The organism is Streptococcus sp. k-90 (assembly GCF_013277565.1).
In the GTDB taxonomy this organism is placed as follows: Bacteria; Bacillota; Bacilli; order Lactobacillales; family Streptococcaceae; genus Streptococcus.
The window spans coordinates 13,428-35,167 of the sequence record NZ_VMNE01000027.1; the positions used below are offsets into that span (position 1 = coordinate 13,428).

Annotated in this window: 19 protein-coding genes and 1 pseudogene; 2 read left to right on the forward strand and 18 right to left on the reverse strand. The window is 42.8% G+C overall.

Translation table 11 applies throughout. From position 1 onward, the window contains the following. Window positions 1–173: 173 nt before the first annotated feature. Window positions 174–1,628 (forward strand): alpha-amylase, encoded by a 1,455-nt coding sequence (locus HT734_RS08305; RefSeq protein WP_173277801.1) that lies wholly within the window; start codon window positions 174–176, stop codon window positions 1,626–1,628. Between the two features lie 89 nt (window positions 1,629–1,717). On the opposite strand, the gene alaS is transcribed toward HT734_RS08305, so the two are convergent. The 10 genes and pseudogenes from alaS to budA all read right to left on the reverse strand — a co-directional run bounded on the left by alaS (window position 1,718) and on the right by budA (window position 11,972). Continuing rightward, entirely contained in the window at window positions 1,718–4,336 is a 2,619-nt protein-coding gene (alaS, locus tag HT734_RS08310; RefSeq protein WP_173277802.1) for an alanine--tRNA ligase, read from the reverse strand. 21 nt (window positions 4,337–4,357) lie between these two features. Continuing rightward, a complete protein-coding gene (locus HT734_RS08315) occupies window positions 4,358–4,843 on the reverse strand; it encodes an LURP-one-related/scramblase family protein (protein ID WP_173277804.1) in 486 nt (161 codons plus the stop codon). 278 nt (window positions 4,844–5,121) lie between these two features. Further along, a pseudogene (locus tag HT734_RS09510) lies at window positions 5,122–5,372 on the reverse strand (hypothetical protein). Window positions 5,373–5,521: 149 nt separating this feature from the next. Beyond that, entirely contained in the window at window positions 5,522–6,592 is a 1,071-nt protein-coding gene (locus HT734_RS08320; RefSeq protein ID WP_173277805.1) for an ABC transporter substrate-binding protein, read from the reverse strand. Then, the gene (locus tag HT734_RS08325; protein WP_061759981.1) at window positions 6,589–7,362 is read right to left on the reverse strand and encodes an ABC transporter permease; all 774 of its coding nucleotides are present in this window, start codon (window positions 7,360–7,362) and stop codon (window positions 6,589–6,591) included. Before HT734_RS08325 ends, HT734_RS08320 begins: the two co-directional genes overlap by 4 nt. Beyond that, window positions 7,359–8,165, reverse strand: coding sequence for an ABC transporter permease (locus HT734_RS08330; RefSeq protein ID WP_000753801.1), 807 nt, complete (start codon window positions 8,163–8,165; stop codon window positions 7,359–7,361). The genes HT734_RS08325 and HT734_RS08330 overlap by 4 nt, the downstream gene beginning before the upstream one ends. Further along, window positions 8,146–9,303 (reverse strand): ABC transporter ATP-binding protein, encoded by a 1,158-nt coding sequence (locus HT734_RS08335; protein ID WP_000742913.1) that lies wholly within the window; start codon window positions 9,301–9,303, stop codon window positions 8,146–8,148. The genes HT734_RS08330 and HT734_RS08335 overlap by 20 nt, the downstream gene beginning before the upstream one ends. 159 nt (window positions 9,304–9,462) lie before the next feature. Next, window positions 9,463–10,368, reverse strand: coding sequence for a UDP-N-acetylmuramate dehydrogenase (murB, locus tag HT734_RS08340; RefSeq protein WP_173277807.1), 906 nt, complete (start codon window positions 10,366–10,368; stop codon window positions 9,463–9,465). A gap of 110 nt (window positions 10,369–10,478) precedes the next feature. After that, a complete protein-coding gene (locus HT734_RS08345; protein ID WP_173277809.1) occupies window positions 10,479–11,231 on the reverse strand; it encodes a YhfC family glutamic-type intramembrane protease in 753 nt (250 codons plus the stop codon). A 9-nt stretch (window positions 11,232–11,240) separates the two neighbouring features. Then, on the reverse strand, window positions 11,241–11,972 hold the full coding sequence (budA, locus tag HT734_RS08350) for an acetolactate decarboxylase (protein WP_173277811.1): 732 nt from the start codon (window positions 11,970–11,972) through the stop codon (window positions 11,241–11,243). Between the two features lie 141 nt (window positions 11,973–12,113). Between budA and HT734_RS08355 the strand changes: the two genes are divergently transcribed. Next, the gene (locus HT734_RS08355) at window positions 12,114–13,388 is read left to right on the forward strand and encodes a PLP-dependent aminotransferase family protein (RefSeq protein ID WP_173277813.1); all 1,275 of its coding nucleotides are present in this window, start codon (window positions 12,114–12,116) and stop codon (window positions 13,386–13,388) included. A 137-nt stretch (window positions 13,389–13,525) separates the two neighbouring features. On the opposite strand, the gene HT734_RS09620 is transcribed toward HT734_RS08355, so the two are convergent. The 8 genes from HT734_RS09620 to HT734_RS08395 all read right to left on the reverse strand — a co-directional run bounded on the left by HT734_RS09620 (window position 13,526) and on the right by HT734_RS08395 (window position 21,723). After that, entirely contained in the window at window positions 13,526–15,673 is a 2,148-nt protein-coding gene (locus HT734_RS09620) for a Rib/alpha-like domain-containing protein (protein ID WP_173308502.1), read from the reverse strand. A gap of 158 nt (window positions 15,674–15,831) precedes the next feature. After that, window positions 15,832–16,647, reverse strand: coding sequence for an ABC transporter substrate-binding protein (locus HT734_RS08365; protein WP_173278578.1), 816 nt, complete (start codon window positions 16,645–16,647; stop codon window positions 15,832–15,834). Between the two features lie 156 nt (window positions 16,648–16,803). Next, window positions 16,804–17,457: a phosphate signaling complex protein PhoU gene (gene phoU, locus HT734_RS08370; RefSeq protein WP_000946458.1), complete on the reverse strand. Its 654-nt coding sequence runs from the start codon at window positions 17,455–17,457 to the stop codon at window positions 16,804–16,806. A gap of 11 nt (window positions 17,458–17,468) precedes the next feature. Continuing rightward, entirely contained in the window at window positions 17,469–18,227 is a 759-nt protein-coding gene (gene pstB, locus HT734_RS08375) for a phosphate ABC transporter ATP-binding protein PstB (protein WP_173278580.1), read from the reverse strand. A gap of 12 nt (window positions 18,228–18,239) precedes the next feature. Then, on the reverse strand, window positions 18,240–19,043 hold the full coding sequence (pstB, locus tag HT734_RS08380; RefSeq protein ID WP_033676766.1) for a phosphate ABC transporter ATP-binding protein PstB: 804 nt from the start codon (window positions 19,041–19,043) through the stop codon (window positions 18,240–18,242). 10 nt (window positions 19,044–19,053) lie between these two features. Further along, the gene (pstA, locus tag HT734_RS08385; protein ID WP_173278582.1) at window positions 19,054–19,938 is read right to left on the reverse strand and encodes a phosphate ABC transporter permease PstA; all 885 of its coding nucleotides are present in this window, start codon (window positions 19,936–19,938) and stop codon (window positions 19,054–19,056) included. Continuing rightward, window positions 19,928–20,845, reverse strand: coding sequence for a phosphate ABC transporter permease subunit PstC (pstC, locus tag HT734_RS08390; protein WP_001070903.1), 918 nt, complete (start codon window positions 20,843–20,845; stop codon window positions 19,928–19,930). The genes pstA and pstC overlap by 11 nt, the downstream gene beginning before the upstream one ends. Next, window positions 20,845–21,723, reverse strand: coding sequence for a phosphate ABC transporter substrate-binding protein PstS family protein (locus HT734_RS08395; protein WP_173278583.1), 879 nt, complete (start codon window positions 21,721–21,723; stop codon window positions 20,845–20,847). Before HT734_RS08395 ends, pstC begins: the two co-directional genes overlap by 1 nt. Window positions 21,724–21,740 lie beyond the last annotated feature (17 nt).

Genomic DNA, 21,740 nt, shown 5'->3' on the forward strand with positions numbered 1-21,740 from the left:
AACTCCTATCTTTATCTATATTACATACTGTTATACTAGCACTTTGATACAAAAAAATCAACACTTTATTTTAAGTAGTTAAAATATATTTATTCTATCTTACGCAAACGTTTGCCCTAAAAGATACTTTATGATAGAATAAAGAACAAGATTGACAAGTAAGAGGAAACATCATGCAAAATCAAACACTCATGCAATACTTTGAATGGTATCTGCCCCACGACGGTCAGCACTGGACACGTCTAGCTGAAGATGCTCAACACCTAGCTAATCTCGGCATCAGTTATGTCTGGATGCCACCAGCTTTTAAGGCTACCAACGAAAAAGATGTTGGCTATGGGGTTTATGACTTATTCGACCTAGGAGAGTTTAACCAAAAAGGAACTGTCCGTACCAAGTATGGTTTCAAAGAAGACTATCTTCAAGCCATTCAAGCCCTAAAAGCACAGGGAATCCATCCTATGGCCGATGTGGTGCTCAATCACAAGGCTGCTGCTGATCACATGGAAGCCTTTCAGGTTATCGAAGTGGATCCTATAGACCGTACAGTTGAACTCGGAGAACCCTTCACCATCAACGGCTGGACTAGCTTTACCTTCGATGGTCGCCAAGATACCTATAATGACTTCCACTGGCATTGGTACCACTTCACAGGTACAGACTACGATGCTAAACGCCGTAAGTCTGGGATTTATCTAATCCAAGGGGACAACAAGGGTTGGGCAAATGAGGAATTGGTCGATAACGAAAACGGTAACTATGACTACCTCATGTATGCTGATCTAGACTTTAAACATCCTGAAGTCATCCAAAATATCTATGACTGGGCTGACTGGTTCATGGAGACGACTGGTGTAGCTGGTTTCCGCTTGGATGCCGTCAAACATATCGATTCCTTCTTTATGGGCAATTTCATCCGTGATATGAAGGAAAAATACGGTGAGGATTTCTATGTTTTTGGTGAATTTTGGAACCCAGATAAGGAAGCTAACCTAGACTATCTTGAAAAAACGGAAGAACGCTTTGACCTTGTCGATGTTCGTCTCCACCAGAATCTCTTTGAAGCCAGTCAAGCTGGCGCAAACTATGACCTTCGTGATATTTTCACAGATAGCTTGGTTGAACTCAAGCCTGACAAGGCTGTAACTTTTGTTGACAACCACGATACCCAACGAGGACAAGCCCTTGAATCGACTGTTGAAGAATGGTTCAAACCAGCAGCCTATGCCCTCATTCTCTTACGCCAAGATGGCCTTCCATGTGTCTTTTACGGCGACTACTATGGAATTTCAGGCCAATATGCTCAACAAGATTTCAAAGAAGTTCTTGACCGCCTCCTAGCCATCCGAAAAGATTTGGCCTATGGAGAACAAAATGACTACTTTGATGACCCTAACTGTATCGGTTGGGTACGCTCAGGTGCTGAAAATCAATCCCCAATCGCAGTCCTTATCTCAAATGACCAAGAAAACAGCAAGTCAATGTTTATCGGCCAAGAGTGGGCTAACCAAACCTTTGTAGATTTACTTGAAAACCACCAAGGTCAAGTTACAATCGATGAGGAAGGTTATGGACAATTCCCAGTCTCAGCTGCTTCGGTAAGTGTCTGGGCAGCCAATACAATCTAATAGTTCATAATAATCAAGCCAGGTCCAAACGGATTTGGCTTTTTTGCATTCACAAAAAGACCTACCCTAATGGATAGATCTTTATTGTCTTATAATTTACCTGCTACTGCATCCAAGAGTTCTTGAATTTTAGCTTGGTTGCTTCCTCCTGCCATGGCCATGTCTGGTTTACCACCACCACGTCCATCGACGATTGGTGCCAATTCTTTGACAAGGTTTCCTGCATGGAGGTCTTTTGTCTTGCTTGCTACAAGGACATTGACTTTGTCACCGATAGCGGCAACTAGGACAAGAAGATCAGAGTAGTCTTTCTGCTTCCAGTTATCTGCAAAGGTACGAAGGGCACCAGCATCAGATACAGACACTTGGCTAGCAATGTAACGGTGACCGTTGACTTCCTTAACGTCTTTGAAGATATCGCCTGCAGCTGCAGCTGCAGCTTTTTCCTTCAATTCTGCATTTTCTTTTTGCAATTGACGGAGTTGTTCTTGAAGTCCTTCAACCTTATGAGGTACTTCCTTGACTTGAGGTGCTTTAAGAGTTGCTGCGACTGCTTTCAGTGCATCTTCTTGTTCACGATAAGCTTCAAAGGCTTCCTTACCAGTCACTGCCAAGATACGACGAGTTCCTGATCCAATCCCTTCTTCTTTGACGATCTTGAAGAGACCGATTTCAGAAGTATTGCCAACGTGGGTACCACCACAAAGTTCAACTGAGTAGTCACCGATGGTCACAACACGAACTTCCTTACCGTATTTCTCACCAAAGAGGGCCATAGCTCCCATTTCTTTGGCTGTGTCAATGTCTGTCTCAACAGTCTTGACCACAATAGCTTCCCAGATTTTTTCATTGACTTGCTGTTCAATAGCACGCAATTCTTCAGCAGTCACTGCTTGGAAGTGAGTAAAGTCAAAGCGAAGGAATTCAACTTCGTTAAGAGATCCTGCTTGTGTTGCGTGATTTCCAAGGATGTTGTGAAGGGCAGCGTGAAGCAAGTGAGTCGCAGTGTGGTTTTTCATAACACGGTGACGACGATTTGTATCAATTGCCAAGGTATATTCTTGGTTCAAAGCAAGCGGTGCAAGGACTTCAACTGTGTGAAGAGCTTGTCCGTTTGGTGCTTTTTGAACATTTGTCACAGCAGCCACGACCTTACCTGACTCATCCAAGATTTGTCCGTGGTCAGCGACCTGTCCACCCATTTCAGCGTAGAATGGAGTTTCCGCAAAGATAAGTGAGGCAGTTCCTTCTGATACAGCTTCTACTTCTGCATTGTCAGCTACGATAGCCACCAATTTAGAAGACAATTGGCTAGCATTGTAGTTGAAGACACTTTCTACAGTGATGTTTTGAAGGGTTTCATTTTGCATACCCATTGAGCCACCCTTGACAGCTGAGGCACGCGCACGTTCTTGCTGTTCCTTCATGGCTGCTTCAAAACCTTCACGGTCTACAGTCATACCAGCTTCTTCAGCGATTTCTTCTGTCAACTCTACGGGGAATCCGTATGTATCATAGAGTTTGAAAACATCAGAACCAGCAATGACAGATTGACCTTTTTCTTTCAATTCAGCTACGATGCCTTGGGCAAAGTGTTGACCTGAGTGAAGAGTACGGGCAAATGACTCTTCTTCGCTCTTAACGATTTTTTCGATAAAGTCACGTTTTTCAAGCACTTCTGGGTAGTAGCTTTCCATGATTTTTCCAACGGTTGGAACGAGTTTGTAAAGGAAAGGCTCGTTGATGCCCAATTTTTGACCATGCATAGAGGCACGACGAAGAAGACGACGAAGGACATAACCACGACCTTCATTTCCTGGAAGAGCACCATCCCCAATCGCAAATGAAAGAGAACGGATATGGTCAGCGATGACCTTGAAGCTCATGTTGTCGCCATCTTGGTCATAAACCTTAGCAGACAATTTCTCCACTTCACGAATGATTGGCATGAAGAGGTCAGTTTCAAAGTTAGTCTTAGCCCCTTGGATAACCGCTACCAAACGCTCCAAACCAGCGCCCGTATCAATGTTCTTGTGTGGTAATTCCTTGTATTCGCTACGAGGAACAGCAGGGTCTGCGTTAAATTGTGACAAAACGATGTTCCAGATTTCGATATAACGGTCGTTTTCAATATCTTCTGCAAGTAAACGAATACCGATATTTTCTGGGTCAAAAGCTTCTCCACGGTCAAAGAAAATCTCTGTATCTGGTCCAGAAGGTCCCGCACCGATTTCCCAGAAGTTATCCTCGATTGGAATCAAATGACTTGGATCCACTCCCACTTCAATCCAGCGGTTGTATGAATCTTTATCAGCTGGATAGTAGGTCATATAAAGTTTTTCAGCTGGGAAGTCAAACCACTCAGGGCTTGTCAAAAGCTCATAAGCCCAAGTGATAGCTTCATCACGGAAGTAATCCCCGATAGAGAAGTTCCCCAACATTTCAAACATGGTATGGTGACGTGCAGTCTTCCCTACGTTCTCGATGTCGTTGGTACGGATAGCCTTTTGGGCATTGGTAATACGTGGATTTTCAGGGATAATGGTCCCGTCAAAGTATTTCTTAAGGGTTGCTACCCCAGAGTTGATCCACAAAAGAGTTGGGTCATTTACAGGAACCAAGCTCACTGATGGTTCTACAGAGTGACCTTTAGTCGCCCAGAAATCAAGCCACATTTGGCGTACTTGTGCACTAGATAGTTGTTTCATATTGTCTCCTTATTTACTTGTTTAATGTGATTGGCTTTCCAGCATTTCCACATAGTCAATCGCGACACAGAGGGAAATGACTAGGTCTGCATAAGCGTCCTCAAGGACCGTTACGGTATAGGTAGAGGTCAGATGGAAGAGTTCCTTCTTAATTTCCGCAATCAACTGATCGCGATCATCCAGCAATTTGAAATTCAAATCCCAGATATTGCCCTCGATTCGAAGCCCCAGATTATCAAACTCATATTTATCTCGCCAGAAGGTTAACTTCTTACGAATGACGAAATTTGAACCGTCCCTAAGCTGAATCTCAAAACGAGGAAGCAAGGTCAAGATTTCTTTACTGATCTGACTGACCTGTTCACCATTAGCATCATAGATGGTAAAAGTTTTAGGAATCTTAAAAAATGATCCCTCCACCTGATAGGCGATTTCTCCTCTGTCATCCTTGATAGCGAAGCGTTCGCCTCCAAGACGAAACTTTTGTTTGACAAGAAATGTTTTCATCAACACCTCCAAAAAATCAAAAGACAAGCTCATATCACGAAGGGCGAAAAACCGCGGTACCACCTTCATTCAATGAACTTGTCATTCTCTTATTCTTATTATGCAATTGTTAAATTGAGTAGCATGAGTTTCTAGCTTAGATGGCTCGCAGCACCGCCATTTCTCTGGACTAAGACAACTGAAAATCAATTCTCAACTTTCTTATTATAACGTTTTTTTAAGCTTGCGTCAACTGGAAATCATCTCCGTCGAATCAAACCAATTCCCTACATCTCCACTTACTTTTTCAAGATATATTTTTTCTTACTGCTACCACTCTTTTTATCCCAACTTTTATCCCACATTTTCGAATTGCTAAAAATAGCTACAAAAATATTTCCAAATATAAAGTTTCCTATCACCAAATATATAGACTCAGTTGTTAGGTATTGTCGATCCAAGCCATCCTTTAGATAGAATAGTATATATGTTTGGTTAACAATCATAAAGGCTGGCCAGAAACTTTTTTGAAAAAAGTAGACATTTTCATTATTTGTTACCGCTTTCTGTAAGGTTAAGCTTAGTATACTACTAGGCAAGCAAATAAGCAACTATCATAGAAAAACATACAGTTACAAAAATTGCCTTCTACATAAAAAACGAACCAGCTTGACTGATTCGTTTCGTGACTACTAACTCCTACTTCCGATACATTTTAAACTGTAGGAAGAGGTCGCTATATTTACCTGTCCATTTATGGTCAAATTTCTCATAAACTTCTAGGTGTTTCATGGTTTCAGCATCAGGATAGAAGGCCTTGTCTTCTTTTTTCTCCTCTGGGAGTAGTTCCTTAGCTGGTAGGTTTGGTGTTGAATAGCCGACATACTCCGCATTTTTAAGAGCATTTTCGGGTTTCAACATAAAGTTGATAAAGGCATAGGCTGCGTCTTGGTTTTTGACTGTTTTGGGAATGACCATATTGTCAAACCAAAGGTTGCTGGCCTCAGTTGGTACCACATAGCGGAGATTTTCATTTTTTTCTAGCATTTGGCTGGCTTCACCAGAGAAGGTCACACCGATAGCAGCGTTGTTCTGAATCATGTAGCCCTTCATCTCGTCCGCCACAATGGCCTTGATATTTGGAGTCAGTTTGTAGAGTTTGTCTACTGTCTCTTCCAACTGCTGAGTATTCTTGGAGTTGAGGCTGTAGCCAAGGGAGTTGAGCCCCAGTCCCAGCACCTCACGCGCCCCATCAAAGAGCATGATGGAGTTCTTATACTCTGGCTTCCAGAGGTCATCCCAATGCTCAGGCGCTTCATCTACCATAGTTTCATTGTAGATGATTCCCAGGGTTCCCCAGAAGTAAGGAATGGAGAATTTATTGCCTGGGTCAAAGGACTGGTTGAGGAACTCTGGTCCGATATTTTCAAGACCTTCAAGTTTTGAATAATCAAGCGGAACCAAGAGGTCTTCGTCCTTCATCTTGTTAATCATGTATTCACTTGGGATAGCAATATCATAGGTCGTTCCACCCTGCTTAATCTTGGTATACATGGCTTCGTTGGAATCAAAGGTCTCATACTGGACTTGGATGCCTGTTTCTTCTGTGAACTGAGTCAAGAGTTCTGGATCGATATAGTCTCCCCAGTTGTAGATAACCAATTTTTGACTATCTCGGCTATTGATTTTACTATCTAGATGCGTCGCAATTCCCCACAAGACCAGGATAATGGCTGCAATTCCTGCTAAAAATGAATAGAGTTTTTTCATGCTTGCTCCTCCTTCTCACGTGAGATAAAGTAATAACCAACAACTAGGATAATACTAAAGAGAAAGACGAGGGCAGACAGGGCATTGATTTCTAGCGAAATCCCCTTACGAGCACGAGAGTAAATCTCGACTGACAGCGTTGAAAAGCCATTTCCCGTTACGAAGAAGGTTACGGCAAAGTCATCCAGCGAATAGGTGAAGGCCATGAAATAACCTGCAATGATAGACGGAGTCAGGTAAGGAAGCATGATTTCCTTGAACATCTGAAATTGACTGGCTCCCAAGTCATAGGCCGCATGAATCATATCGCCGTTCATTTCCTTAAGACGTGGCAAGACCATCAAGACCACGATAGGAATGGAGAAGGCCACATGACTAGATAACACGGTCAAAAAGCCAAGTGAAAATTTGAGTTGGGTAAAAAGAATCAAGAAGCTGGCACCAATCATAACATCAGGCGCAACCATGAGGATATTATTGAGTGAAAGAAAGGCTTCTTGGTATTTCTTACGAGACTGGTAGATGTAAATAGCACCAAAAGTTCCGATAATGGTCGCAATCAAAGCTGACAGAAAGGCCAAGAAAAAGGTTTGGGTGAGGATCAACATAAGACGACCATCACCAAACATGGTTTTAAAATGGTTCAAGCTAAAGCCTGTAAAGCTATTCATGTCGTTGCCTGCATTAAAGGCGTAGCCAATCAAGTAAAAAATCGGCAGGTAGAGGACAAGAAAGACCAGTCCCAGATAAAGGTTGGCAAATTTTTTCATCGTTCTCTCCTTTCCTTGGTCACCCACATGGTAATGAACATGGTCAGGATGAGAATCACACCGATGGTAGAACCCATACCGTAGTTGTCATTGGTTAGGAAATTCTGTTCAATAGCCGTTCCCAGCGTAATAACACGGTTCCCACCAATCAAACGGGTCAGCATGAAGAGGCTCAAACTAGGGATAAAGACCGATTGGACCCCACTTCTCACACCATTCATCGACAGAGGGAAGATGACATGACGGAAGGTCTCCCACTTGGTCGCACCTAGGTCATAGCTGGCATTGATAAGATTGTTGTCCATATCGTCCAAGACATTGAAAATCGGCAAAATCATAAAGGGAAGCTCGATGTAGCTTGCAACAAAGATAAAGGAGAAATCCGTAAAGAGCAGCTGCTGTGAACCGATTCCGATAAATTCCAAAAATTGGTTAATAGAGCCATTTTGACCAAAAATTCCGATAAAGGCATATGCTTTAAGGAGCAAATTGATCCAAGTTGGCAGGATAATCAGCATGAGCCAGAGTTGACGGTGCTTGAGACGGGTCAAAAAGAGGGCTGTAGGATAGCTGATAAGCAAGGTCACAAAGGTCACAATTCCTGCATAGAGTACAGAGTTGAAGCTCATTTTGAGATAGGTCAAGTTTTGTGACGCAAAGTAAGATTTATAGTTTTCTAAACTAAACTGGCCTTCGATGTTGAAAAAGGATTGACCGAAAATCAAGACCAAGGGTGCCAGGACAAAGAGTGCAATCCAAAGCATGTAGGGCACTACAAAGAGTTTAGAGCTTGTTTTCTTCATCTCTTTCCTCCTCGATTGCATTGATCAGACCTGCTTCTTGCTCTTCGATTTCCACGTATTCTTCGATACGAGCATCGAACTCCTCCTCGGTTTCGTTGAGACGCATGATGTGGATGTCTTCTGGTTCAAAGTCCAGACCGATTTCCTCACCCACGATGGCCTTACGAGTCGAGTGGATCATCCATTCATTTCCAAGCTCGTCATAGGCGATAATCTCATAGTGCACCCCACGGAAAAGTTGAGTATCCACCTTAACTTGGAGCTTGCCTTCTTCAGGAAGGGTAATCCGCAAGTCCTCTGGACGAATAACAACCTCGACAGGCTCATTTGGCTTCATCCCACCATCGACCGCTTCAAAGCGTTTGCCGTTAAACTCAACCAAGTAGTCCTCAATCATGGTTCCTGGCAAGATATTTGACTCACCGATAAAGGTGGCAACAAAATGGTTAATCGGCTCATCGTAGATGTCCACAGGTGTTCCAGACTGGACAATCTCGCCATCATTCATGACGAAAATCCAGTCACTCATGGCAAGAGCTTCTTCCTGATCGTGAGTAACAAAGACAAAGGTAATGCCCAATCGTTGTTGCAGTTCACGCAGTTCGTACTGCATATCTGTTCTTAATTTCAAGTCCAGCGCTGACAAAGGCTCGTCCAACAAAACCACACGGGGTTGATTGATGATGGCACGGGCAATAGCCACACGCTGACGTTGTCCTCCAGAGAGTTTACGGATGGAACGTTTTTCATACCCTTCCAACTGAACCATCTTGAGAACTTCCGCTACGCGTTGCTCAATTTCTTTCTTGTCAATTTTACGCAAGCGAAGTGGAAAAGCAACATTTTCAAACACATTCATATGTGGGAACAAGGCATAGGATTGGAAGACCGTATGGACGTCTCGCTTGTTGGTTGGGATATCATTAATTCGGACACCGTCTAGCATGATATCTCCTGTCGTCGCATCCAGTAAACCTGCAATGATGTTTAGGATGGTTGATTTCCCTGAACCAGATGCGCCTAGAAGGGTGTAGAATTTCCCTTCTTCCAACTCAAAGTTGATGTCTTTGAGAACCTTGGTGTTGCTGTCTTCAAAAACTTTAGAGACGTTTTTGAATTCAATAATTGGTTTTTTCAATTGTCATTTATTCCTTCTTTTTCATAGATTAACAGATCAGGGCTCTGTCAGGCCACTACTACCTCGTGTAGGAGATTGAACTGCCTACATTCTTCTGCACTAACGATAGGCTTTCACCCCCTTTCCATGACATAGCAGCAGCTTTTCAAATACAGCTTCCTACTTGCTTTCACCTAAAATACGGACTTCTCTTTCAAGCGTGATACCTGAGTGTTCCTTGACTTTTTCGATAACAGACTCAATCAAGTCTTCGTAGTCTTTAGCCGTTCCACCTGCGACATTGATCATAAATCCTGCGTGCTTTTCTGACACTTCTACGCCACCAATACGATAGCCTTTCAAGCCAGCTTCTGAAATTAACTGACCTGCAAAATGCCCGACTGGACGCTTAAAGACCGAGCCACAAGATGGGTATTCCAAAGGTTGCTTGAGTTCACGGAGATGCGTCAAGCGGTCCATTTCCTGCTTGATAACCTGATGGGTTCCTGGGGCTAGGGCAAATTTAGCTGACAAGACAACTGCACCAGACTCCTGAATGGCTGAATGGCGGTAACCAAAAGCCAAATCTTTGGCAGACAGGGTCTCGATTTCTCCATCCTTGGTCAAGACCTTACAAGACTGCAAGATGTGGGCGATCTCGCCACCATAGGCACCCGCGTTCATAAAGACAGCACCACCAACGCTTCCTGGAATGCCACAAGCAAACTCAAAGCCAGTCAAACTATGACGAAGGGCAATGCGAGTTGTTTCAATCAAGTTAGCCCCTGCTTCAGCTTCGATGGTATAGCCATCAACGGACACATTATTGAGCTTGTCACACAAGATGACAAATCCACGAATCCCACCATCACGAACGATAATGTTGCTGGCATTTCCAAGAACCATCCAAGGGATATTTTCTTGATTAGCAAATTTGACAACGCGAGCCAACTCAAAACGATTTCGTGGAAAGACCAAATAATCGGCCTCTCCACCTACTTTTGTATAACTATAGCTATGCAAGGATTCCTTGAAACGGATATCAATTCCTTCTAAGATTTCAAGCATTTTTTCTCTTACAGACATGTTACTCTTCCTTTTACAAAATTCATTCCATTATACCATTTTTAAGACCATTTGACGACCAGAAAAAGACCTTGTTTGGTTTTTGCATATAAAAAGAGGTTTCCCCCTTTTTATGATTTTTTGCAAAAGGTTGCCTTTGTTACATAGACAACAAGAATAAGCTCTAGTGCTAGGACAACTTCCACCAAGACTGGATTGGTCAGCCAGCCAACTTGGGCAAGAGATGGTGCCAGGTCAAAGAGGGCATGTAGTCCATAGGCTGCTAGGAGATAAATCCATTTTTTCTGGCGAACAGCTTGGTAAACCCAAACAGTCAAGAGCAATTGGAAACCCAAGGCCAAAATCCGTTCAAAACCAAGCAAATAAATCTGCCAGACTGATAGCGACTGGATGGTTTTCAACATATTTTCAGACAGCAATTGCATAACCTGTGGATTCTGAGTTTGAACTGCTGAGAGAACAATGTAGAGATTAAGTAAACTAGCAAGGCCTAGAAAAATCAATTCCAAGCCACCATGTCCCAATCCATAGGCCAAGGCATCTGCTTTTTCCAAACTTCTCTTTTTCTCCAACCATTTAAAGAAAACAAGGCGAGCCGTTTCCTCAAAAAATGCTGCCATGGCTAGGCCATAGAGGATATAGACAAGCGGATGATCTTGCAAGAGGGCAATACTACTGTCTTTTTGAGGATGCAAAACTAAGATATGCACCAGTTTTTCCAAAATCTGTGAAGAGACAAAGAAGGCTACGGCCCCCAAGCCCAAAACAGCTAAATTAATCTTGTATTTCTTTTTGGCATACCAAATGCTCCCTATCAAGAAAGCCAGTAACAACACCATGGTAATGATAATATGAATGGTCATTTTCTTCTCCTATTCTGCCTTTTCAATATCTTTTCTCATCTCTTCAACATTGAACTTAGCAAACAAGTATTGACGGTCTTGAACTGGAAAACGTTGATCCAATTGGTCAACAGCTCCCACCTCGATTATACCTTCCTTGATGACAAAGTCCATGACATGTCCACCGAAAGTCAAATCATCTGAGATGAAGTGCAGATGGTAGCCTGCCACACTGACCCCATGGAAAATCTCTGGCGTCCAGAAACCAACGATGGTTCCCACCACATTGTCACGACTATATTCCGGTTGATGGGTTGCGACATCAGCAAACTTGGTATCTGGTGTCGACTTAGGAATCATGCGCACATGCATATGTGAAAATTCCCCCCGAATCTTGATAGAGCGGAAAAGATTTTCCCCGTCATAATAAGACTCTATTCGCTCTTCCAATTCCTTGTCTGTCATCTCAAAGCGCTGGCGGAAAATGACCTCTGCCTGATGCGGTACCACTGCTGCATAAGGAATAAGGGCATCTGGTGACACTTCTACAATTTCCGGTTGCTCTCCTGAGCCTTTGGCCTGATAAGCCTTTCCATCTAAGACAATCAATTCCCCATCAATGGAATCCAAGGTTCCCAAACCAAGGTCTCCATGCTCTAGCAATTCTCCTACTGTCATGGTCCCACCATAAAGGCCAGCCATCAAGGCTCCAAGGGTATTGTATTGAAATAATTTCACTGGTTCCTGCACGCTCTTAACCATTCTCTTTCTTATCTGTTATTATGTAAATCTTACTCCTAAGTATACCACATTTGTCCCTAGATGTGAACGAGAGAAACACCCTAGACATTGCCAAGAAGGAAAAAAAAGGGTACAATGTAACAAAATCAAGGGAGGTTTGGAATGAAGAAACAAAGCAAGTACCAAGAGGTCGTTTCCTATCTAAAAAATGGTATCGAGTCTGGACGCTTTCCGACGGGAAGCCGCCTGCCTTCTATCCGTCAACTGAGCCTTGACTTTCACTGTAGCAAGGATACCATTCAACGAGCCCTGCTGGAATTACGACACGAACAATACCTCTACGCCAAGCCCCAGAGTGGCTACTATGTCCTAGAACAAGGGCAACATCAGGATCTAGAAATCGAGGTTACCGACGAACACGCCAGCGCCTATGACGATTTCCGACTCTGTATCAATGAAACCTTGATTGGCCGGGAAAACTACCTCTTCAACTACTATGACAACCAAGAAGGTTTAGAAGACTTAAGACAATCCATTCACAAACTGCTCTTTGACCAAGCCCTTTACTGCAAGGCTGACCAACTGGTACTGACTTCTGGAACCCAACAAGCCCTTTTTATCCTCTCTCAAATTTCCTTTCCTAGCCAATCTAAGGAAATCTTGGTGGAACAGCCGACCTACCATCGGATGAATCGTCTCTTGATTGCTCAGAGCTTAGACTATCAAACGATTGAACGAGGCATTGATGGAATTGACTTGGAGGAGCTGGAAGGTCACTTCAAAACAGGAAAAATTAAGTTTTTCTACACCATTCCTCGTTTTCACTATCCTCTGGGGCATTCCTATTCTGAGCAGGACAAACGCGCTATTCTTGACTTAGCTGCCAAGTACGGTGTTTATATCGTAGAGGACGATTATCTGGGGGATTTGGACTCCAAGAAGGGCCAGACCTTCCACTATCTGGATACAGAAGAGCGCGTTATTTATATCAAGTCCTTCTCAACCAGCCTCTTTCCAGCCCTACGGATAACAGCACTCATCCTTCCAAATGCTATCAAAGAAGCTTTTGTGGCCTACAAAAATATACTAGACTACGACAGCAACCTCATCATGCAAAAGGCCCTGTCACTCTATATTGACAGTCAATTATTTGAGAAAAATCGTCTAGCTCGCTTGTCCAATCAGGAAACTTACCAAAAACAACTCGAGAAAAGTTTAACCAAAACACCTTGTCCCCTCCCTCACTTTCCGCTTCATGATGGTTTATTGCTAGACCTCAGACAGTATCCTAAAATCGCCAGTTTCAAGCACAGTCAACTGGGCTTAGACTTCTTTGAAGAGGCATACTTGGATGCCTGTCCTTATCAATTTGCCAAAGTGCCCTTAGAAAATCTGGAAAATGTTTTAGACTATTTAAAAGAGTCTGGGACAAAATAGTTCTCAGCCACAAAAAAGCTAGAGATTTCCAATTGCGGAACTCTAGCTTTTTAATTTATGTGACTTTCAGTCCCAAAATCTTTGCTAGCAAACCAATAGAATCAAGATTCTCAAGTTTGCTTTATCAGAGTAATGTTTTACTCTTCTTCCTTGCGTTTTTTAGCAAAGAGAAGTCCGCCTGTAACTGCTGCAAGTAATACAAGACCAAGGGAAGCGTTAGATTTCTCTGTCCCAGTATTTGGCAATTCTTTTGCTCCTGCTTTCTTAGTTGATGGGTTCACTACTGGAGTAATTGCTGGATCTTTAGTTGCTAATTTTGGTGCACTTTCATCCGATATCTTACCATCTTTGCTTGCTTTAGCAGTACCTGGGTCTGCTGTAATTTCTTGTTGAGTTAGTGCACTTGAATCTTTTACAGTTACTTTAACTGGAACTTCATCCTTAGAGCCATCTGGGTAAGTTACAACAACTACTGGTGTTTTGTCCCCTGGAGTTGTTGTATCTACTGGTTCCTTGAACTTAGCTGTTGTTCCTGAAGGAAGGTCTTTGAAGTTCGCAATTGAATCTTCTGCTTTTGGTGCGTCACCAACTTTAACAGTTTGTTCCTTGGCTTTTGGTTCGTTCTTATCCGCATCGCTACGTGGATCTTTTACAGTTACTTTAACTGGAACTTCATCCTTAGAGCCATCTGGGTAAGTTACAACAACTATCGCATCTTTTTCACCCTCGGTTGCGGTATCTACTGGTATCTTATAAGCGAAGGTCGTGCCACTTGGAAGTTCACCAGCATTGTTGATTGAGTTTTTAGCGTCTGGTGTTGAACCCGGAGCAACTGTTTGTGCCTTAGCAGTCGGCGTATATTTGTCTGCTTCCCTAGCCGCTGGAGTAACTAAGTATGCTGCTGTAATCTTATCAGTAGACTTATCAGGATAAGTAATGACAAGATTTCCTCTTTGATCAACATTATATAAAGTACCTGGAGGGAAATTCGAATTTGCTTTTTCAGTTGCTGCGATAATTTTATTTTTCTCGTTTTCAGAAACATTGTTAAGATCAGCAACTTCTACCTTTTCACCTGGAACAGCATCAAGCTTCTTAGTAAGTTCCAAAACGGTAACTCTAAGGTCTCTCGTTACAAGTGCATTATTCTTACTTCTAACTGCGAAGGTCACAACAGTATCACCTGCTGGTTGGTCCCAAGCAACAGTACCTCCGTATCCGTTTTCACGTTTTTTATAGGTCTCTGTCCCAGCTGTCTCTAGGTACACACCTATTGGTGCCAAGCCACTGACACCATATGGATTGTTAGGAACCCAAAAGGTTTCCATCTTATTAGATGCTGCTACAACACCAATGTTAACAGATTCACCTGGATAAACCGTGATATGTGATCTGGTAACGAGTAGTTGGGTATTATCACTATCGTTCCATCTTGAAACACCTCCGTCTACTTCAGGCTTTTCTGCACGAGTCGCTGTTACAGGAGCGCTCTTAGGAGACTCACTTTCGCCTGCTGGTGTAGCTGTAGCTGTGATTTCGCCTACAGGAAGGCTGTTTGTTGGCGTAACTGTAGCTACACCTTGAGCATCTGCTACTGCTTGACCGATAACAGTACTATCACTATTGTAGAGTTTAACAGTTGAACCTGCTGGTGCTTGGACAGTTACATCCGTTGCAGAACTACCTTTTCCATCAAGGTTTGAAGTGATGACTGGAGCTGCTACTGCCGCACGTGCTCTACGTGGTTTAGCTACTTTAGAGCCATCTTTAATAGTTTGAGCTGCTGACAAGCTTGCAGTCGAACCATCTGCAAAAGTAACAACTACTGATCCGTCTGCTTGAACTTGAACATCAGTTGCTTTAGAGTTAGCTGCCTTAACAGCTGCTACAACTTTTGCTTTTTCTTCATCAGTAAGTGCTGCTGGATTGTAAACCACAGTCACTTCTGGAGCTTGGATGCTATCTGCTTCCTTAGCTTTTTCTGTCGTAACTACTAGTTCTTCTTTAGAATTGTGAGTAGTTTCAACCTTTTCTTCAACCACTGCTGCTGGAGCTACTTCTACAGCTGGTGCTGCATAAGTTGCATTCTCTTCAGCTGCAACCAACTTAATCACCTCTGCTGTAGAGCTATGTTCTTGCTTAGCTTCTACTGCATCTACTTTGACTGATGGAGCTACTAATGCTGCACCAACTGCAAAAACAAGCGAACAACCAAAAAGGAAATGTTTTCCCTTTTTGATCATACGCCAATTCTTTTGTTCTGAATTTTTACGATTAAAATACATTAATCTTGTCTCCTTATTTTAAAAATCATAGCATATCTTTAATATGCACTTAATATTATAAAATAAACATTTAATAATATCAATACTTTCCCTTTTTTATTTTTATACTTGTAAAATATAAAAATAAGTCCAGACATCAATGTCCAGACTCCTTTTTCTTATTCTTCAACTTCAGTTAGACTTGCTGCTTTTTCAAGATATTTTTGGTAGGTACCGTCATCCTTGAGTTTTTGGATGACCTTATCCACCACTTCTTTCAAATCAGCACTATTTTTTCTAAGGGCAACTGCATTGGCTTCGCCGTCCTTCATCTTCAAGCTGACAGTTGCGACAGCTAGGTCAGCGTTTTTAGCAGCATAACTAAGGGCAACTGGCTCATCCATGTGAACAGCATCTACTTTTCCAGCCTGCAATTCATTAACTGCTTCACCCATATTGGTTAGGGAAGTTAATTGAGCTTTTGGTAATTGTTCCTTGACCATTGATTCTGGAACAGTCCCTTTTTGGGCTGCAATATTAGCAGTTTCTAGACTAGTTAAATCCTTATATTTTTCTACATCAGCCTTACGAACCAAGAAACTAATCTTGTTTTCATAGTAAGGGATTGAAAAATCAAAGACTTCTTTTCTTTCGTCAGTAGCGCTAATTCCCGCAACTGCTAGATCTGCCTTACCAGTTTGAAGACTGGTCAAGACATTGTCAAAACTCATGCTTGAAATTTCCAACTTCACCCCAAGTTCATCAGCGATAGCTTGGGCCATATCAATATCCGCACCGACTACCTGGTTTTTTCCGTCAACCAAGGCTTGGAATTCAAAGGGTGCATAGTCAGGACTGGTCGCCACAACTAATTTCCCCTTTTGCTTAATGGCTTCAACAGCTGACTGAGAACCATTCGAACTTGACTGGCAAGCCACTAAGAAGAAACTTGCAAGAAAGCTACATAAAACAAATATCCATTTTTTTAATTTCATAAATAAACAACCTCTCTGTTAATTTTGTATAATTATAACGCTACTCAAGATGTTTGTCAAGTATTTTTTGAATTTTTATCTTAAAAATATTTTTTTCATTCAAAAAAGGAGCTATCAGTTAATTTCAAGCTCCTTTTTATACAGAATGAAACTATTTTATAGTTCGACAATCTTACCTGTTTCAAAGTAAACAACCCATTCACAGATATTTTTGGCATAGTCTCCAATACGTTCCAAGAAAGCAATCACTTGGAAGTAATCACGACCTGTAACGATAGCATCTGGATTTTTCTTGATTTCTTCTGTAGCCAAATCACGAATGCTATCAAAATAATGGTTGATTTTTTCGTCCATTGCTGCTACTTCATAGGCCTGGTCCACTGAACCATTCAGATAGAGTTCAAGGGCTGCTTCGACGAAATTCTTAACATCGCGACCCATCCTCTTGATTTCTTCTTCAACAGCTGGAATACGTTGTTCTCCCTTCATACGAATTGCTGCTTTTGCAATGGAAACAGCATGGTCTCCCATACGTTCCAAGTCAGATACCGCTTTTAAGACTGTTAGAACTGTACGCAAGTCTTGAGAAACGGGTTGTTGAAGGGCAATCATTTCAAATGATTTCTTCTCCAATTTCACTTCGTATTCGTTTACTTCTGCATCGTCTTCGATGACTTCCTTGGCCAAATCACGGTCATGTGTAACAAAGGCACGCACTGTCCGATTGATTTGGGATAGCACCTCTTGTCCCATAGCATAGAACTGGTTGTGTAATTTCTCTAAATCTTCCTCAAATTGAGAACGTAACATCATTTATCTCCTTATCCAAATTTTCCTGAAATATAATCTTCTGTTTCCTTGTGTTGTGGGTTGAGGAACATCTTCTTGGTATCGTTAAACTCGACCAAATTCCCATCAAGGAAAAATCCTGTCTTGTCAGAGATACGAGAGGCTTGTTGCATGGAACGCGTAACCAAGAGCATGGTGTATTTATCTTTTAGAGCATACAAGGTTTCCTCAATCTTACCAGCCGAGATAGGATCCAAGGCTGAAGTCGGTTCATCCAAGAGAATGATTTTAGGACTAGTTGCCAAAACACGGGCAACACAGACACGTTGCTGTTGTCCACCTGAAAGCCCGATTGCTGAATCATGCAGGCGATCCTTGACCTCATCCCAGATGGAAGCTCGTTGCAAGGCTTTTTCCACTGCTTCATCCAGAACCTGCTTATCCTTAACTCCATTGATACGAAGCCCATAAACAACATTTTCGTAGATAGACATAGGGAAGGGGTTTGGTTGTTGGAAAACCATACCGATTTCCTTACGCAATTCAACTGTATCTGTACGTGGGCTGTAAATATTGTGGCCATTGTAAACCACCGAACCAGTTGTGGTCACCTCTGGATTGAGATCCCCCATGCGGTTGATAGCTTTGAGAAGAGTTGACTTTCCTGAACCAGATGGACCAATCAAGGCTGTAATTTCCTTAGGTTGGAAAGATAAGGAAACACTATTCAAGGCCTTTTTTTGATTGTAGTAAACGGACAGGTCCGATACCTGTAAAATCGCTTCTGTCATACTGTTTCCTTTCTATCCAAAGTGTCCTGTTACGTAGTCATTGGTTGACTGTAATTTTGCATTTTGGAAAATATTAGAGGTCTTATCGTACTCGATCAAGTCACCCAAGTAGAAAAATCCTGTGTAGTCACTAGCACGCGCAGCCTGCTGCATACTGTGGGTCACGATGATGATGGTATAGTCCTTCTTTAATTCCAGCATGGTTTCTTCCAGCTGGGCTGTCGCAATCGGATCCAAGGCAGACGCCGGCTCATCCATTAAGAGGATATCCGGTTTAACAGAGATAGCACGAGCGATACAGAGACGTTGTTGCTGTCCACCTGATAGGGTCAAGGCTGACTTGTGCAAATCGTCTTTGACCTGGTCCCAAAGGGCAGCTTGACGAAGAGAGGTTTCCACAATTTCATCCAAGACTTGCTTGTCCTTAACCCCTGCACGTTCATGGGCAAAAGTGATATTTCGGTAGATAGATTTGGCGAAGGGATTTGGTCGTTGGAAGACCATTCCAATGTGCTTACGCATTTCATACACGTTGATTTCTGGACGGTTGACATCAATCCCTTGATAGAGAATTTGACCTGTTACCTTGGCAATATCAATGGTATCATTCATACGGTTGAGACTGCGGAGGTAGGTTGATTTTCCTGAACCAGAAGGGCCAATTAAGGCTGTGATTTTATTTTTTTCAAATTGCATATCGATGCCCTTGATGGATTCTTTTTTACCGTAGTAAACATGTAAATCCTTAGTAGAGAGGGCCACTTTCTCTTCAGGAAAGGTGATGATATGCTTTTCATCCCAATTATATTTTGACATGGCTTCTCCTTTAGGCAGCGGTTAATTTCTTATGTAGGTAGCTTCCGAGTTTGCGGGCTCCAAAGTTAAAGATGAGAATAAAGATGAGGAGCACAGCGGCAGAACCTGCTGATACGATGGTTCCATCTGGAATGGTTCCTTCACTATTGACTTTCCAGATGTGGACAGCCAAGGTTTCTGCTTGACGGAAGATAGAGATTGGGCTGGTCACACTGAGAATATTCCAGTTAGACCAGTCAAGGGCTGGAGCGGATTGTCCTGCTGTATAGATAAGAGCAGCGGCCTCACCAAAGATACGACCAGAGGCCAAGACAACTCCAGTGACAATACCTGGAAGGGCTTCTGGAATGACCACATGGACCACAGTCTCCCAACGAGAAATTCCAAGGGCCAAACCAGCCTCACGCTGCGTATGGTGAACGTGTTTCAAGCTGTCCTCAACATTACGAGTCATCTGAGGCAGGTTAAAGACTGTCAAGGCCAAGGCACCTGAAATGATTGAAAATCCATACTCAAACTGAACTACAAAGATCAAGTAACCAAATAGACCCACAACCACTGATGGCAGTGAAGACAAGATTTCAATACAGGTTCTGACAAAATTGGTCACAGGACCTTTTTTAGCGTATTCAGCTAGGAAAATCCCAGCTCCCATAGACAAGGGCACAGAAATAATCAAGGTAATGACCAAAAGGAAGAAGGAATTATAGAGCTGAATTCCAATCCCTCCGCCTGCTTGGTAAGAAGATGATTTGCCAGTCAAGAAAGGCCAAGAGATGTGGGGCAAACCACGAACCAAGATATAAAGAATCAAGGATGCCAAGATGGCAACAATAATTCCTGCAATCGAGTAGAGGACAGCTGTTGCAATTTTATCTAATTTCTTAGCGTGCATAGTTTTTCTTTCCTCTTTCTTTCGTAATCAATTTAATCACACTGTTGAAGGCCAAACTCATCAAAAGCAAGACTAAGGCCAGTGACCAGAGAACGTTATTGTCAACGGTTCCCATAACGGTATTTCCGATACCCATGGTCAAAACAGAGGTCAAGGTCGCAGCAGGTGTTGTTAGTGAAGTTGGGACAACAGCTGAGTTTCCAACCACCATCTGAATAGCCAGAGCCTCACCAAAGGCACGCGCCATTCCAAAGACCACTGCAGTGAAAATCCCTGAACGCGCTGCCTTCAAGGTCACGCGCCAGATGGTTTGCCAACGAGTGGCTCCCATAGCCAAACTAGCTTCGCGGTAGTGACGAGGCACCGCACGCAAGCTGTCCGTTGTCATAAAGGTTACCGTTGGTAAAATCATGACAAAGAGAACGAAAATCCCTGACAAGATCCCAAAACCAGTTCCACCAAAGACACTACGGACAAAGGGAACTACGACCTGCAAACCGATAAATCCATATACGACTGAAGGGATCCCGACAAGCAATTCAATAGCTGGCTGTAAGATTCTAGCACCTTTTGGTGAGACCTCGGTCATAAAGACTGCCGCACCAATGGCAAAAGGAGTTGCGATAAGAGCTGATAGGATTGTGACAATAAAGGAACCCAAAATCATGGGAAGGGCACCAAATTGTTTACCTGAAGGATTCCAAGTTTGGCCAAAGAGGAAATCAAAGATATTGACCCCATTAACAAAGAAGGTCGACAAACCTTTTTGGGCTACGAAAATCAAAATCATAGCCACAATGATGACAATCAAAGACAGACAGGCAAAGGTCAAGCCTTTTCCTAGTTTCTCTAGACGAGAGTTCTTTGAGGGAGAAAGTAATTTTTTAGCTAATTCTTCTTGATTCATTAGTGACTCCCTTCTAGTGCTGTCACCGTTCCTACAGCATCTTTTTCAACCTTCATTTCCTTAACAGAAATATAGCCCATTCCCTTAACGATTCCACTTTGCGCTTCATCTGAGAGGACAAAGTTGAGGAATTCTGCCACCAATTCATCTGGCTGACCTAAGGTGTACATGTGTTCATAAGACCATAAAGGCCAGTTATTGCTTGTAACATTTTCTGCAATCGGCTCATAGCCATTCAACTTCATACGTTTAACCGAATCATCCACATAGGCAAAGGCTAGGTAAGAAATGGCTCCTGGTGTCTGAGAAACAATGTTTTTGACCATCCCATTTGAATCCTGTTCTTGACTCTGCACGGCAGATTGACCATCCATAATAACACTATCAAAGGTTGCACGTGAACCAGAACTTGCCGCGCGGTTGATAATGGAAATGGCTAGGTCTTTCCCACCGACTTCTTTCCAGTTGGTCACTTGACCTGTAAAGATGCTACGGAGTTGTTCAGTTGTCAGATTTTCAACGTCAACTTCTTTGTTTACAATCACTGCCAAGCCCGCTACAGCAACCTTATGGTCCACTAGAGCGGATGCGTTGATACCGTCTTTTTCCTCGGCAAATACGTCTGAATTTCCTACATCAACGGCTCCAGACTGAACCTGAGACAGACCTGTACCAGATCCTCCACCTTGGACGTTGACTGTTTTTCCAATATGCAGAGAGCCGAATTCATCTGCTGCTGCTTCGACCAAGGGCTGAAGAGCCGTTGAGCCAACAGCTGTCATGGATTCCCCACGATCAATCCAGCTAGCACATCCCGCCAAAGAACCTGCTAGCAAAAGAGCCGCAAGGGATAGAGCGAGTTTTTTCCTTTTTTTCACTGTTTTTCTCCTTGAAA

What these genes read in the sequence shown, in the direction of transcription:
- HT734_RS08305 (WP_173277801.1), top strand. Translation starts at nt 174, where the DNA reads ATGCAAAATCAAACACTCATGCAATACTTTGAATGGTATCTGCCCCAC.
- alaS (WP_173277802.1), bottom strand. Translation starts at nt 4,336, where the DNA reads ATGAAACAACTATCTAGTGCACAAGTACGCCAAATGTGGCTTGATTTC.
- HT734_RS08315 (WP_173277804.1), bottom strand. Translation starts at nt 4,843, where the DNA reads ATGAAAACATTTCTTGTCAAACAAAAGTTTCGTCTTGGAGGCGAACGC.
- HT734_RS08320 (WP_173277805.1), bottom strand. Translation starts at nt 6,592, where the DNA reads ATGAAAAAACTCTATTCATTTTTAGCAGGAATTGCAGCCATTATCCTG.
- HT734_RS08325 (WP_061759981.1), bottom strand. Translation starts at nt 7,362, where the DNA reads ATGAAAAAATTTGCCAACCTTTATCTGGGACTGGTCTTTCTTGTCCTC.
- HT734_RS08330 (WP_000753801.1), bottom strand. Translation starts at nt 8,165, where the DNA reads ATGAAGAAAACAAGCTCTAAACTCTTTGTAGTGCCCTACATGCTTTGG.
- murB (WP_173277807.1), bottom strand. Translation starts at nt 10,368, where the DNA reads ATGTCTGTAAGAGAAAAAATGCTTGAAATCTTAGAAGGAATTGATATC.
- HT734_RS08345 (WP_173277809.1), bottom strand. Translation starts at nt 11,231, where the DNA reads ATGACCATTCATATTATCATTACCATGGTGTTGTTACTGGCTTTCTTG.
- budA (WP_173277811.1), bottom strand. Translation starts at nt 11,972, where the DNA reads ATGGTTAAGAGCGTGCAGGAACCAGTGAAATTATTTCAATACAATACC.
- HT734_RS08355 (WP_173277813.1), top strand. Translation starts at nt 12,114, where the DNA reads ATGAAGAAACAAAGCAAGTACCAAGAGGTCGTTTCCTATCTAAAAAAT.
- HT734_RS09620 (WP_173308502.1), bottom strand. Translation starts at nt 15,673, where the DNA reads ATGTATTTTAATCGTAAAAATTCAGAACAAAAGAATTGGCGTATGATC.
- HT734_RS08365 (WP_173278578.1), bottom strand. Translation starts at nt 16,647, where the DNA reads ATGAAATTAAAAAAATGGATATTTGTTTTATGTAGCTTTCTTGCAAGT.
- phoU (WP_000946458.1), bottom strand. Translation starts at nt 17,457, where the DNA reads ATGTTACGTTCTCAATTTGAGGAAGATTTAGAGAAATTACACAACCAG.
- pstB (WP_173278580.1), bottom strand. Translation starts at nt 18,227, where the DNA reads ATGACAGAAGCGATTTTACAGGTATCGGACCTGTCCGTTTACTACAAT.
- pstB (WP_033676766.1), bottom strand. Translation starts at nt 19,043, where the DNA reads ATGTCAAAATATAATTGGGATGAAAAGCATATCATCACCTTTCCTGAA.
- pstA (WP_173278582.1), bottom strand. Translation starts at nt 19,938, where the DNA reads ATGCACGCTAAGAAATTAGATAAAATTGCAACAGCTGTCCTCTACTCG.
- pstC (WP_001070903.1), bottom strand. Translation starts at nt 20,845, where the DNA reads ATGAATCAAGAAGAATTAGCTAAAAAATTACTTTCTCCCTCAAAGAAC.